General features: G+C 41.8%; 8 protein-coding genes and 4 tRNA genes. 7 read left to right on the top strand and 5 right to left on the bottom strand.

Annotated features, from left to right (window positions below; genetic code table 11):
* Positions 1-263 precede the first annotated feature (263 nt).
* The gene (locus IEY03_RS13620) at positions 264-1,403 is read left to right on the top strand and encodes a pyridoxal-phosphate-dependent aminotransferase family protein (RefSeq protein WP_188842615.1); all 1,140 of its coding nucleotides are present in this window, start codon (positions 264-266) and stop codon (positions 1,401-1,403) included.
* A 504-nt stretch (positions 1,404-1,907) separates the two neighbouring features.
* On the top strand, positions 1,908-2,702 hold the full coding sequence (locus IEY03_RS13625) for a substrate-binding periplasmic protein (protein WP_188842616.1): 795 nt from the start codon (positions 1,908-1,910) through the stop codon (positions 2,700-2,702).
* A 45-nt stretch (positions 2,703-2,747) separates the two neighbouring features.
* Here IEY03_RS13625 and ubiK read toward each other — a convergent pair whose 3' ends face one another.
* The gene (ubiK, locus tag IEY03_RS13630; RefSeq protein WP_188842708.1) at positions 2,748-2,996 is read right to left on the bottom strand and encodes a ubiquinone biosynthesis accessory factor UbiK; all 249 of its coding nucleotides are present in this window, start codon (positions 2,994-2,996) and stop codon (positions 2,748-2,750) included.
* 143 nt (positions 2,997-3,139) lie between these two features.
* Between ubiK and rep the strand changes: the two genes are divergently transcribed.
* Positions 3,140-5,152: a DNA helicase Rep gene (rep, locus tag IEY03_RS13635; protein ID WP_188842618.1), complete on the top strand. Its 2,013-nt coding sequence runs from the start codon at positions 3,140-3,142 to the stop codon at positions 5,150-5,152.
* Between the two features lie 120 nt (positions 5,153-5,272).
* On the opposite strand, the gene IEY03_RS13640 is transcribed toward rep, so the two are convergent.
* Positions 5,273-7,894: a sensor domain-containing phosphodiesterase gene (locus tag IEY03_RS13640; protein ID WP_188842627.1), complete on the bottom strand. Its 2,622-nt coding sequence runs from the start codon at positions 7,892-7,894 to the stop codon at positions 5,273-5,275.
* Between the two features lie 220 nt (positions 7,895-8,114).
* On the opposite strand from IEY03_RS13640, the gene IEY03_RS13645 reads away from it, so the two are divergent.
* From IEY03_RS13645 to IEY03_RS13660, 4 genes are all read left to right on the top strand, one after another.
* A tRNA-Arg gene (locus IEY03_RS13645) sits at positions 8,115-8,191 on the top strand.
* A 47-nt stretch (positions 8,192-8,238) separates the two neighbouring features.
* Positions 8,239-8,314: transfer RNA gene (locus IEY03_RS13650), tRNA-His, on the top strand.
* Positions 8,315-8,362: 48 nt separating this feature from the next.
* Positions 8,363-8,439 (top strand) — tRNA-Pro (locus IEY03_RS13655).
* A 72-nt stretch (positions 8,440-8,511) separates the two neighbouring features.
* Positions 8,512-8,588: transfer RNA gene (locus tag IEY03_RS13660), tRNA-Pro, on the top strand.
* 400 nt (positions 8,589-8,988) lie between these two features.
* Here the strand turns inward: IEY03_RS13660 and rimO are convergent.
* The 3 genes from rimO to IEY03_RS13675 form a co-directional block, all read right to left on the bottom strand.
* Positions 8,989-10,413 carry a 30S ribosomal protein S12 methylthiotransferase RimO gene (gene rimO / locus IEY03_RS13665; protein WP_188842628.1) on the bottom strand — a complete coding sequence of 475 codons (1,425 nt, stop codon included), beginning with the start codon at positions 10,411-10,413 and terminating at the stop codon, positions 8,989-8,991.
* 180 nt (positions 10,414-10,593) lie between these two features.
* The gene (locus tag IEY03_RS13670) at positions 10,594-11,706 is read right to left on the bottom strand and encodes a PepSY-associated TM helix domain-containing protein (RefSeq protein ID WP_188842630.1); all 1,113 of its coding nucleotides are present in this window, start codon (positions 11,704-11,706) and stop codon (positions 10,594-10,596) included.
* 111 nt (positions 11,707-11,817) lie between these two features.
* The gene (locus tag IEY03_RS13675; RefSeq protein WP_188842710.1) at positions 11,818-13,962 is read right to left on the bottom strand and encodes a TonB-dependent siderophore receptor; all 2,145 of its coding nucleotides are present in this window, start codon (positions 13,960-13,962) and stop codon (positions 11,818-11,820) included.
* Positions 13,963-14,051: the final 89 nt, after the last annotated feature.

Below are 14,051 nucleotides of genomic sequence, written 5' to 3' on the forward strand. Positions count from 1 at the left end.
TGGTAACTAAGGCGCGGCGCGTATTTCTTGGGTTTGCAGTAAGTTTGGTATTGCGGTTAGTGTATAAAATAAATTTTCGCATATTGGCGTGATTTAGTTTGTCAGTGTGCTAAGTTAGCTCACGCATTTCTTTTGAGGTGACCTTGGTTCATTTTATTACCAAAACGAGAGCATACTCGTAGGTAAGTAATTGTTTTTTATGTAGGGTAAATTTTAGACTCACACTATTTTAAAGATAGTTATATCTAGTTAAGGAGACATTGATGTTGCCCGTACCGCAAATTTCCGCTTTTAACCCTCCACGTCGTATTTTGATGGGCCCTGGGCCGTCTGATGTATATCCAGAAGTGTTAGCTGCTCAAGCTAAGCCGACCATTGGCCATCTAGATCCACTTTTCGTCAATATGATGGATGAGTTAAAGCAACTTATTCAATATGCGTTTCAAACAAAAAACGAGATGACATTAGCCGTTTCAGCACCTGGCAGTGCCGGTATGGAAACCTGCTTTGTTAATCTTGTCGAGCCAGGTGAAAAGGTCATCGTTTGCCGCAATGGTGTTTTTGGCGAGCGTATGCGCCAAAATGTTGAACGTGTCGGTGGCGTTGCTGTTGTGGTCGATAACGAATGGGGTCAACCCGTTTGTCCGCAGGATGTAGAACAAGCTTTAGTGGCGCATCCAGATGCAAAATTTTTAGCATTTGTACACGCTGAGACCTCTACAGGCGCCTTATCTGATGCTCAAACCTTGTGTACTTTGGCGCAATTGCATAATTGTCTGACCATTGTAGATGCCGTTACTTCGCTCGGTGGTGTTGAATTACGGGTTGATGAATGGGGAATTGATGCTATTTATTCCGGTAGCCAAAAGTGTTTGTCTTGTGTGCCGGGATTGTCACCAGTGTCGTTTTCAGACAAAGCGGTTGCCAAACTAAAGAGTCGCCAAACACCTGTACAAAGCTGGTTTTTAGATCAAACGTTAGTGATGGGATATTGGGGTAATGCCGCTGGTGGTAAGCGCAGTTATCACCACACAGCTCCAGTGAATGCACTATATGCATTGCATGAATCATTTAGAGTGTTAGCCAATGAAGGCTTAGAAAATGCCTGGGCGCGTCACCATAATATGCATGTGCTGTTGCGTGATGGACTCAGTAAGCTTGGGCTAAAGTTTGTGGTAGATGAAGCGTATCGCTTACCGCAACTGAATGCGGTGTATATTCCTGAAGGTATTGACGATGCGTTGGTGCGTAAGCAGTTATTGGAACAATACAATTTGGAGATAGGTGCCGGTTTAGGGGCGTTAGCGGGTAAAGCCTGGCGTATTGGCCTGATGGGCTTTGGTGCAAGAAGAGAAAATGTCGCCTTATGTCTTAAAGCACTGGAAGATGTTATACCCAAATAACTTGAAGATACGTGTTTCAGAGCTTCACCGTGTTTTCAATACTAGGCGCGTTAATGCGGTAATGTAGGTACCTTATAAATTAGCGCAACAACGCTCCTGATTTAAAAATCAGGGGAACACGGTGAAACTCCCTGAGGGCAAGTTTTACACGCGTTTATGCTGCGTTATTGATTTTGAAAAGGGAATAACCATTACCCGCAATCAATGCCTTGCCTAAACGCGTGTAAATTCTTGCTGAAATCGAGCATCTTCAGGTTGTTTGGGTATATACGCTAGTTGAAATAAGCAGGCATTTTAAAGCAGGTACCAATAAGGTGCCTGTTTGCTTATCAAGGGTTTGTGACTTGCTTTGTATGATTGGTTACAACTATGCTTACAGTCAGCCGTTGAGTAAAATATTGAGTGTTCAGGATGCCTAAATGGTGACACATTAGGCTGCTTTTGAATGATTCAGTGTTAAGAAAATCATTATTTTACGCAGAATTAACAGGACGAAAACCGTATATGCGAAGGTGTCAAATCAAGTCTCAGCAGTGGCTGACAATCTTCACCGTATTGTGGCTGTTGGTATTATCTTTATTTCAGGTTGTTCATGCTGAAAAAGCCGCTTTGCCAGAAAATAACAAAGTCATAAAAATCGCCTCAGCGGACTCGCGTCCGCCTTATATTTTACAGGAAGAACGTTCAGGTCTGGAGTTAGACATTATTCGCTCCGCATTTGCCGAACAGGGCATTGATGTGAATTTTCAATTTTCCTCACGTAATCGACAAATGCTCCATTTTGAACAGCATAAAGTTGATGCCATTATTACGGTGAATGAACATTCAGGTGTCAGTGGCTTTTTTTCAGATAATTACATCAGCTATCAGAATGTGGCGATTAGTTTGGCAAATAATGACTTACGCATTAGTGATATTAATGATTTGGGTAAATATAGCGTAGTGGCTTTTTTAAATGCCAATAATGTCTTAGGTGATGCCTTTCATACAATGGCAGAAAAAAACTTGTCATATTTAGAAGTGTCACCACAACAAAAACAAAATAAAATGCTCTACCTGAAAAGAGTCGATGTTGTGATTGCTGATAAATACGTATTTCAGTATTTAAACACCTTAATTGCCAGAGAAGTGGATGTTAGCGAGAATTTGCATTACCACATGGTTTTCCCTGCATCAGAGTATTTTGCCAGTTTTCATGATGAAAAATTGAAAAACACCTTTAACCTAGGGTTAAAAAATATTCGTCGTAATGGGGTTTATCAGCAACTTGTGCAAAAGTATGTGGGTGCAGCGCAATAAAATAAAGCCTCATTTTGAGGCTTTATTTGCGTTACGAATAGTAAACTAATCAGCTAAACGCTTTTCTAATTCAGTCACTTGAGCTTGCAGAGCTTCAAGTTTCTCACGGGTTTTTAATAACACGTGTTGCTGTACTTCAAATTCTTCACGTGAGACAACATCTAACTTCATCAGCTGGCTTTGTAAAACTTGCTTGCTGCGCTCTTCAAATTCTGCGGCAAACTGTTTAACGCCACTGGGTAAGTTACCACTTAGCTGCTTGGCAACTTCTTCAATTTTCTTTGGATTAATCATCATTTGTATTCCTGCGCCAATATTGCTGCCATTGTAGCTCAGCGATACCTCAGCCGCAAAATATGACGACAAAATTGTTAACTCTACCAAGTTGCCATCTGCTATGATCCGCCTTCGTGTTGAATCGTAGGAATGTTATTAAAATGAAACTCAATCCAGGACAAAATGATGCCGTGCATTATGTCTCCGGCCCTTGTTTAGTATTAGCAGGTGCGGGCAGTGGAAAAACGCGAGTTATCATTAATAAAATTGCCTACCTAGTGGAAAAGTGTGGTTACAAAGCCCGTAACATTGCCGCAGTCACCTTCACTAATAAAGCCGCCCGTGAAATGAAAGAGCGTGTGGCGCAATCTATGGGCAGAAAAGAAGCCCGTGGCTTATGGATCTCCACCTTTCACACCTTGGGCTTAGAAATTATTAAGCGTGAGCATAAAGTGCTCGGGCTTAAGGCCGGTTTTTCCTTATTTGATGACCAAGATACCTTTGCGTTATTAAAAGAGTTAACGCAAGACGAATTGGACGAAGATAAAGATTTAATTAAGGCTTTAGCCTCAGCCATTTCAAATTGGAAAGGTGGCTTAGTGATTCCGCAACAAGCCCGCAAAATGGTTAAAGACGAGCAAGGCCAGCTGTTTGCCATGTTGTATCAACGTTATGCCCAACATATGAAAGCGTATAATGCGCTTGATTTTGATGATTTAATTTTGATCCCTACATTGCTATTACGCATGAATGAAGAAGTCCGTACCCGCTGGCAAACGCGGATCCAATACTTGCTGGTGGACGAGTACCAAGATACCAACACCAGCCAATATGAACTGGTTAAATTATTGGTTGGTGAACGGGCAAGATTTACCGTGGTTGGTGATGATGACCAGTCCATTTATTCATGGCGCGGCGCTAAACCCCAAAATTTAGTTTTATTGGGAAGCGATTTTCCGAAGCTAAAATTGATTAAGTTGGAGCAAAACTATCGCTCTAGCCAACGAATTTTACGTGCCGCCAATATCCTCATTGCCAACAATCCGCACGTGTATGAAAAAGCCTTGTTTAGTGACTTAGCCTACGGTGAACCTTTACGAGTATTGATTGCCGCCAATGAAGAGCAAGAAGCTGAGCGCGTGGTGGCTGAAATCATACGCCATAAGTTTGTCGGGCGAACTCAGTTTGGCCAGTACGCCATTTTGTATCGTGGTAATCACCAGTCTCGTTTGCTTGAACGAGCCCTAATGACAAACCGAATTCCCTATAAACTCAGTGGTGGGACATCATTTTTTGCCCGCGCTGAAATTAAAGACATCATGGCTTATCTGCGTTTAGTGGTAAATCCTGATGATGATAATGCATTTTTAAGAGTGGTTAATTTACCTAAACGTGGTATTGGTCCAGCAACATTAGAGCGACTGGGTAACTTTGCTAATCAAAAACACATCTCAATGTTCGAAGCCATTTTCGATGCAGGGCTCAATCATGAGCTAGCGCCCGCAGCGGTTAAATCCTTATACCAATTTGGGCAGTTTATCGTTGATACGGGTGAAATTGCTAAGCGCGGTGAATCGGTAGATGCGATTAAGAAACTGATCCGCAGTATTAATTACGAAGACTACCTCTACGAAACCAGTACCAGCGCTAAAGCGGCTGAAATGCGTATGAAAAACATTTCTGAATTGTATCGCTGGGTGACTGAAATGCTTGAAGGTGATGAGCTTGATGAGCCGATGACATTACCGGAAGTGGTAACTCGGTTAACTTTGCGTGACATGATGGAGCGCAATAGTGAAGATGAGGGCGGCGATCAGGTGCAGCTAATGACCTTACATGCCTCCAAAGGGCTTGAGTTCCCATTTGTATTTATGGTCGGCGTTGAAGAACGTATATTGCCGCATCAATCGAGTATCGATGAAGATAATGTCGACGAAGAACGACGACTTGCATACGTGGGAATTACCCGTGCCCAACGTGAGTTATGGTTTGTTATTTGCCGCGAACGACGTCAATTTGGTGAAACCATGCGCTGCGAACCCAGCCGTTTTTTGATGGAGTTGCCTCAAGATGATTTAATTTGGGAAAACCGTAAACCACAGCAAACGGAGCAACAAAGGATGGCCACAGGAAAAAGTAATATTGCCAATCTTAGGGATATGTTTAAAAAGTAATGAAGATAGCCTTGGCTTGGTTATAAGCTAAGGCTTACTTGAAAAGCAAGCTAGCAATATTAAGCGATAGCTGACTTAGGGCGATGTTTAATATTGCCCCTTGAGGATTAATCGCCATGGTTAAGCGCAGTAATTTATTATGTTAACTCTGTTTTCGTTTTTTTTTTCCAATGTGCGTCCTGTTGCTAGTTGATAACCCATTTCAATAAATTGCAGTTTTTGCTGCAGAGTATCTATGCCAGTTGCAATCATATTTATGTCTAAGGCCTCTGCTGCTAAGCGGTAAGCTTTGACTAACTTTAATTGATTGTCATTGAGTAAATGTTTACTGATTTCTTGATCAAGCATTAAGGTGCTGATAGGTAAAAAACTTAAGCTGCTTAGTGAGCTATAGCCAGTTCCGAAATGATCTATCCCGATATTTGAGCCCAATTTTTTAATAATTTCGAAGGCATTGAGATGATTTTCAGTATCTTTAACTAATGATTTCTCATTAAAGAAAACCGTCAGTTTAGATAAATCTATTTTGCTACTTTTTAAGGTGTTTTTGAGGCCGCGCAAGGCATATTTATGGTTAACATGTTGGCTTGATATCGACATATACAGTTGCGTTACTGCACCATATTGCTGTTTTAATACCGGATAATCTTTGTTTAATTGCTGAAAAATATAATCATCAAAAATTAATGATAATTGTGCATTAGTTGTCAGTTGTAGCAGTTTATTATGATCCCAGACCCCATGCGTTTCATGCTGCCATTGTGCTTGTGGCTCTATTGCAACAACAGTTTGATGCACTAAATCATAAATAGGCCGATAGCTAACCTTGATAAGATTTTGACTAAGCGCCAGTGTTAATTGCTCATCCAAATCATTTCGTTGCTCAGATTGATAACTTAAGTCACTATCAAAAATTACATAGCAACCCTTACCATTTGATTTTGCTTGATACATGGCTCTATCTGCGTCACGCAAAATAGACTCACTGGTTTCTAATTTATCAGTGCGGCTAAAGGCGATGCCAATACTGGCGCCTGAGACAAAGTCTTTATTCGATAATGAATAAGCTTGGCCCACCTGATGTAAAATACGCTCGCTGACCTCTATCGCATCTTGAGTGCCGTGAATCGAATCAAGTAAAATAACAAATTCATCTCCTCCCATTCTGGCTAAGGTGTCATTTTCACGGATACAGCTTTTCAGACGTTTGGCGGTTTCAATCAAAAAACGATCACCTTCAAGATGGCCAAAGGTATCGTTAATTACTTTGAAGCGATCTAAATCAATGAATAGCAGGGCAAATTGATCTAATCCATGGCGCCTGACATGTTTTAATGCTTGCGATAATCTGTCCATTAAGAAATTACGGTTTGGGAGCCCCGTTAATCCGTCATGTTGTGCATCATGGACAAGTTGAGCTTCAATTTTTCTACGTTGATTTATTTCTGTTTGTAAGTTGCGATTGACTTGAGCAAGTGCTTGAGTGCGGGTGGCGACTTTTTCTTCTAGCAGTTCGTGGCTTCGCTTTAATGATTCAACCGCGTGTTTACGTTCAATCGCATTGGCAATGTGTTGAGATACAAATGTCAGCAGTTCAAGGTCTTTAATTTGATAGTTTTGTTTGCTGTCTAAACTATAAATTGTTAGGGCACCAACAACATGATCATTAATGATTAACGGTACACCTATCCATTGATGCATATGTTCCGTACGGTTCAACTCAGGTGATTTTGCATATATATCACCAAGCTCTACCAGTTTCTTGATGTCTATATTACTGAGTAATCTAGGTTGCTTATGCTGTAAAATATATTCGGTTAACCCATCTTGTACCGGGCGAGTTGAAGGGTAGTCATTGTCCATTTGCGAGACATAAAAAGGGAAGGACAACATGTTGTTATCAATTAATGAGATAAAACAGTTCTCAGCGGGTAATAACTGGCTAATAATTTGATGAATGTGGTTATAAAAGTCTTTCTGGGCAAGCTTAGATGAGGAAAGATCTGCAATTTGAAATAATGATTTTTGCAGATTTTCCGCTTTGATGCGCTCTTTTACCTCTGATTTTAAGCTGTTGTATGCTTGGCTTAATTCTCGAGTGCGTTCTTCAATGGCGACTTCAAGTTGTTCATTATGAAGCAATCGTTCCATTACTCCTGAAATATGTTGACTAATAAAGCCCATTAATTCCAGTTCAAGCTCGCCATAGCTAATTTCAGTGTTATAACTTTGAACGACTAAAACGCCGTTTACAACTTCTCCGTTTTTAATCGGCACACCTAACCATTGATGGCATGGAGAGCCTAGCCCTTGAATTTTACCTTGCGCAATCAGCAAACGAAATTCATCTTCATTACATAATAATGGCAACCCTTGTCTAAGCACATAGCCAGTAATGCCGCGATTTAATATTTGGGAAATTTCTTCATCGGGAAATAACTCGCTAGGGTGAGCGTCTTTTTCATCGGCGAAAAAAGGCAGGCTAATGAGACCCGTTTTGGGGTTTTGTGCAGCGATGAAAAAGTTATCTGCGGGAATGAGGCGCTGTAAGTGTTGATGAACTCCGGTATAGAAGTCATCTAAACTGTTTACATCATTAGCTATATTAGAGATGCCTAATAGTGCGTTTTGCACGATTTCAGCGCGTTTATATTTTTTAGCTAAACGCTTTAGTCGAGCAATACGACGTTGAAGAGAATCAACATCGGTAGGTAACTTAGGGCTATTAATTTCCTTATTCATACCTGCGGCCACACTATCCTATTAACAATACTCAGAAATTTATAAAGCCAACAAGTATATTTAACACAATTTAAAATGTGATCCAAGTAATATAATTCGGCGTAAAATGAGGATAAAACGCGCTGATTAGTCAAAACTTAATCACTCAGATAAAAAAAATGAATCATGACTAGACGTAGAGGTAATTTATCCCTACTATATGCGTCGCTAACCAAGGCGAGCGCCCATAGCTCAGCTGGATAGAGCGTACCCCTCCGGAGGGTAAGGCCGAAGGTTCGAATCCTTCTGGGCGCACCATTCGGTATATGCTTTTGGAATTTGGTTAGTAAGATTGAACATCAGTGGTGATTGTAGCTCAGTTGGTAGAGTCCCGGATTGTGATTCCGGTTGTCGTGGGTTCGAGCCCCATCAGTCACCCCATTCAATCTAAAACGTTGTTGATAACGTAACATGTTAAATATCAATATTCGGTGATTAGCGCAGCCCGGTAGCGCATCTCGTTTGGGACGAGAGGGTCAGAGGTTCGAATCCTCTATCACCGACCACATTTTCGCTTTTAATAGCGTGTATAACCCACAGGTTAAACAAATATTAAACTTGCCAGCAAGTAAAAATCTCGGTGATTAGCGCAGCCCGGTAGCGCATCTCGTTTGGGACGAGAGGGTCAGAGGTTCGAATCCTCTATCACCGACCAAATACAACAAAAAAGCCACTCTTATGAGTGGCTTTTTTGCTTTCTGGCTTTTTAATTTTAATTAACCCAACTTCGATTAAGCGACAAATAAACAACATTGAAATCGCCCTCATTCACTTACTTGCCGCCAAATTTGCACTTTGCCCTGATTACAAGGCGAATTTACGCCTCAATTGCTAGCCTATTATAAGTAAATGTAACACAGATTAGTTGTTCAAAGAGCAGTTTGAAATACAGTGTCTCTCCCAAACTGAGGTTGATGGCTTTAAGGCTATGAGCAAACACTGCCATTTAATCATTGCTGAGTTTTAGTTGAATGGATATCGCAGATACAAAAAAGCATGAAGGTGAGTTCATGCTTTTAGGAGGTTAACGGCAGTGATAGCAAGTCGTGGTAGCTTTAATCCTCTACGCGAACACCCCATACGTCATGTTCGTCAGCATGGATAATTTGCACCCAAATCTGATCACCAGGTTGTACATCAAACTCATCGGTTAAGTAAACTTTGCCGTCAACTTCAGGTGCGTCCATGTACGAACGTCCTACAGCGCCTTCGGTGTTTACCTCATCAATTAACACTAGGTATTCTTGACCTATGCGGGCTTGCAGTTTGTCAGCACTAATTTGCGCCTGTACAGCCATGAAGCGTTGTAATCTGTCTTCCATCACATCATCAGGTACATGATCGGGCAGGTCATTGGCTTTTGCCCCGGCTACGGGAGAATATTTAAAACAACCGACACGGTCTAATTGCGCTTCTTCTAAAAAGTCGAGCAGTTCTTCAAATTCTTCTTCTGTTTCACCAGGGAATCCGACAATGAAGGTTGAACGGATAACCAGCTCAGGACAAATCTCGCGCCATTTTTTGATCCGCTCTAATACTCTGTCCGAACTACCAGGACGCTTCATTAACTTAAGAATACGCTTGTTGGCATGCTGAAAAGGGATATCCAGATACGGTAAAATTTTACCTTCCGCCATTAATGGAATAATGTCGTCAACATGCGGGTAGGGATAAACATAATGTAAGCGAACCCAAACCCCTTGCTTAGCCAATTCCTCACACAATTGTTGCATATGCGTTTTTACTGGCATGCCATCCCAAAATGCCGTTTTATGCTTAACATCAACGCCATAGGCAGATGTATCTTGAGAGATAACCAATAGCTCTTTTACACCCGCTTTGACTAAACGCTGTGCTTCACCTAATACATCACCAATAGGGCGAGAGTCCAAATCACCGCGCATTGAAGGAATAATGCAGAAAGTACAGCGATGATTACAGCCTTCCGATATCTTCAGATAAGCATAATGTTTTGGCGTAAGCTTAATGCCATGATCAGGCACTAAATCCATCAGAGGGTTATATTTAGGTTTTTCAACATGCAGATGCACCTGTTTTAACACTTCGTCATAGGCATGTGGGCCTGTGACTCCAAGTACGTTAGGATGAAGTTCAATAATTTCATCTTTCTTAGCGCCTAAACATCCGGTCACTAATACTTTGCCATTGGCTGCTAATGCTTCACCAATGGTATCCAATGATTCCTGTACCGCAGCATCAATAAACCCACAGGTATTGACGATAACCATATCGGCATCGGCGTATGTGGATACTACGTCATAACCTTCAGTGCGTAGTTGAGTCAAAATTCGTTCGGAATCTACCAGGTTTTTTGGGCAGCCAAGGCTAACAAAACCAATTTTAGCTACGCTAGCGGAAATAGGGCCAGTGATTGATGCGGATTGTGCTTGTTCCTCTATGACCTTTTTGGGTGTCGCTAGGGTTGTGGTTTGTTTCGGGTCATAGTGATTAACAGTCATAGTGCCTCTATAGATAGGTATAAAATAGACCAGCATAAAATAGCCAAAATTGAGTGGCAGAATTATACAGCAGTATTTTAGGGAATTCAGCTATAGAAAATGATGCACAACAAAATGAAGGCTTAGTGGTTAGGCTAAACCTTGCTTATTGACCATGAATAACAGAGGCGAGTTTTGAGCTTAGGTGGCATTGACCATTTGCTGACGCTTTTGTTTTGATTGCACTTTTGACTGGCGGCGTTGCCAATACAAGTATAATCCCGTAAAGGCGAGCAAGACTGGCATCAAGCCTAAAACACACCAAATAATACGGGTAATTAATCCGCCAAAATAACCAAAATGCAATTTTCTGAAACTGTCTAAAAACACCGTCAACAAGCCTGCTTCACGAATATCTTGCTTTGATAGCAATTGAGCTGTGGTTTTATCAAAACTGACTATGCTGCTGTATTCACTATTGAACGGGTTGCTACTATCCACTTCACCGTAAAAGCTAATATCCCTGTCGGGTTCATGCGGCATAGCGAGATACCCAGCTTTAAAGCTGCTGATTTCTTTTGCCGACTGCTGCAGTAATGCTTCAAACGAGATATCTGCGCGATAAAGCGGTTGAGTGATATAAACATGCGCACCATCGCCATGTTCAGTCACTTCATGAATGATGCCACTAATGTTCCAATATGCGCCTGTAAATGCCAAAATAATCAACACAGGTGAGCTGATTATGCCAACCATTTTATGAATATCGCTATAGAGAATACGTTTTACTGCACCTAAACGCAGGGTGAACAACTTTGTCCAAAATCGACGGTATATGATCATGCCGCTGATCCCCAGAAATAGCATAATCAATGCGGCAACAAAAGCGATAGAGGCACCTTTAACATGTAATAAAAATGAGTAGTGCAATTCAAGTAGCCAATCGGTGATAAAGTGATCCATTGGTTTTGGTTGAGATAATAGCTCTCCAGTATATTGATTAATATAAACTTTATGCCAATCATCAGTGCCACGTTTAATTAGGTAAGCCGCGTCAGATCGTGATTTATCATCGTACAGCTCCCAGCCGCCTAACTCATACTCGGGGTTTTCGCTTAATGCGCTTTGCATTAAGGTGTCTAGGTTTATACGCGGTGTGGAAGATTGTGCCTCAACCAGCATATGACTTGGCCGCAGTAAACTGTCAATTTCTACTTTGAACACCAAAATACTGCCGGTGATTGATATGATTAAAATGGGCAACATGGCAATGAGTGCGCCATAAGAGTGCCATTTAAAGAGGGATTTTCTCATGCTTACCTCTGTTGGTACTAAGCTTGTTATTGCGGCTTAGTAGGGAAGAACGGCCAAAGACATAGCGCAGAGTTGTCTACGCTATGTTTACTTAATGACTTAGATGAATTGCTATAAGCGCCAGCTTAGCGTGGCACTGTAGTTGGCAGGGGCACCATAAAAACCTTGGGCCCAATAAAGGCTAGTTAGATACTTTTCATCGGTGACATTGTTGGCATTGACGGTCAGATCCATAGCATCGTTAAATTGATACTTCGCCATTACATCGACAATCGCATAGGCGTTTTGCTCAGTAATGATTTCCTGTCCTGCATTATCAAATCCATTAGCGACAACACCTTGTGAACGATAAATATCATCTTGCCAGCGCATGTTTACACCAAATGTTAGACCTTCAATTAGGGCAAGATCGTAGGTGGCGGCTAATTTAAATAGCTTGCTTGGGGTGTAGGCGGCCACTTTGTCGTCGCCTGAAATATCAAAGTCAGTGTAACCAATGCTGGCATTTAAACCGGGGTAAATCTCACCTGCAATATCGACTTCAAAACCATGGCTGCTAATACCATCAGCTCCAATATAACGTTGTTCTGTTGGTGGCAGTTGGCTGGTGCGCGGGTCGGGTGTCGCAAGATTTGTTTGTTGAATATCAAAATAAGCGACAGTGGTAATTAAGTTACCATTAAATAATTCACTTTTAAGGCCAATTTCTTGGCTTTCACCAGTGACAGGAGCAAGCGTATTGTCATCTATGTCTAGTTCTCGCTGCGCTTTAAATGTTTCTGTGTAACTTGCATAGGCAAGTAGTTGTGGAATAAATCGGTAAGTCACACCAACATAGGGAATAAATTGTGCATCTTCGACATCTTGTACTTTACTATAGGATTCGCCTTCTGCTTGCCAGTCGTTAAAACGTCCGCCAGCGATCAGATGGAAATCTTCCAAAAGATTAAATCGACCAGTAAAGTAAGCTGCTTTTTGGGTGGCGCTAACATCACTGCCACTTGGCGCATCTTTAAAGGTGGGTTTTGGAGTATTGCCATCCCAGGTATTTAAATCTGGCATTGCAGGGAAGCCATTTCCCGTGCTGTAGTCGTATAGTGAGGTGTCTGTGTAGTCCATTTGGGCATAATTGATGCCTGCAACAACTTGATGTTCTCGGCCAAATAGACTGAAATCACCATTCACATACACATCGGCTAAATTGTGTTGGTCATCTAAGTCATACTCACTGCCATAGCCAGTTAAGCCGAGTTCAGTTGTTTTATCTGGTGTCCCATAAACATAGAATAATTCGGTATCTTCATCGGTGGTTTTATGTGAATAAGTCGCGCGTAAACTCCAGTTATCAGCAAAGTAATGACTAAATTCCACTACAGTGTTTTGTTTGATCACCAGCCAGTTTGACCAGTCAGCCGAGGTGTTGGTTGATGTGCCATAGTGGGTTGCACTGCCATCTGTATAGAAAAGCGGTAATGCGCCCCAGTTATTGCCCTTGGCATCGTTATTGATATAACTATGGCTAACAGACAGGTTGGTATCATCACTCAATTTGGCATCGATAAATGCGTAAAGCACGGTTTTATCGGTTTGGTAGCGATCTAAATAGGAGTCTTTCGTTTGTTTGACGGCCACCATTCTTGCGGCAAAGGTGTCATTGATCTGCGTTGAACCATCGACCTCTAAGCGCAAATTATCCCAGCTGCCATAACTGGTAAGCAGATTCAGTTGGTTATCAGCCGTGGGTCGTTTACGGATGAAATTGACTGTAGCCGATGGATTACCCACTCCGGTCATTAAGCCATTTGCGCCACGGATCACCTCAACGCGATCATAAATTGCCGTGTCTTCATCGGCATGATTATTACCAGATGTGAGCGGTAAACCGACCCCATCCACCTGGAAGTTGGTGACATCAAACCCACGGGCGGTGTAATAGGTGCGGTCGGTTTCGATTCTTTCAACATTAATACCCGTTGCGGTATCCAATGCAGCATTGATGTCGTTAAGTTGGAAGTCTCGTAATTGGGCGTCGGTGATCACTGACACAGATTGCGGGATGTCACTGATAGCAAGATCTAATCTTGAGGCTCCACTGGCTGAATGGGCATTGTAGCCTTGAATATATCTTCCCTTAACCTCAATAGTTTCAACGTTAGGATCAAGTTGGTCGATAGCCTCTTTTGGGGTTTCAGCATAAAGTTGGCTGATGGGAGCTAAGGTGAGAAGTATGGAGCATGACAGCGTTAATGGTTTCATATTGTGATCATCTTGGTAACGAGTGTAGAAAGCGCGGTTACTGCGCAGAGTTAAATTCATTACCGAGTGTATACAAATACCACCAAGAT

Origin of the sequence: Shewanella aestuarii, from assembly GCF_014647215.1 — a bacterium.
In the GTDB taxonomy this organism is placed as follows: Bacteria; Pseudomonadota; Gammaproteobacteria; order Enterobacterales; family Shewanellaceae; genus Shewanella; species Shewanella aestuarii.

What these genes read in the sequence shown, in the direction of transcription:
- IEY03_RS13620 (WP_188842615.1), top strand. Translation starts at nt 264, where the DNA reads ATGTTGCCCGTACCGCAAATTTCCGCTTTTAACCCTCCACGTCGTATT.
- IEY03_RS13625 (WP_188842616.1), top strand. Translation starts at nt 1,908, where the DNA reads ATGCGAAGGTGTCAAATCAAGTCTCAGCAGTGGCTGACAATCTTCACC.
- ubiK (WP_188842708.1), bottom strand. Translation starts at nt 2,996, where the DNA reads ATGATTAATCCAAAGAAAATTGAAGAAGTTGCCAAGCAGCTAAGTGGT.
- rep (WP_188842618.1), top strand. Translation starts at nt 3,140, where the DNA reads ATGAAACTCAATCCAGGACAAAATGATGCCGTGCATTATGTCTCCGGC.
- IEY03_RS13640 (WP_188842627.1), bottom strand. Translation starts at nt 7,894, where the DNA reads ATGAATAAGGAAATTAATAGCCCTAAGTTACCTACCGATGTTGATTCT.
- rimO (WP_188842628.1), bottom strand. Translation starts at nt 10,413, where the DNA reads ATGACTGTTAATCACTATGACCCGAAACAAACCACAACCCTAGCGACA.
- IEY03_RS13670 (WP_188842630.1), bottom strand. Translation starts at nt 11,706, where the DNA reads ATGAGAAAATCCCTCTTTAAATGGCACTCTTATGGCGCACTCATTGCC.
- IEY03_RS13675 (WP_188842710.1), bottom strand. Translation starts at nt 13,962, where the DNA reads ATGAAACCATTAACGCTGTCATGCTCCATACTTCTCACCTTAGCTCCC.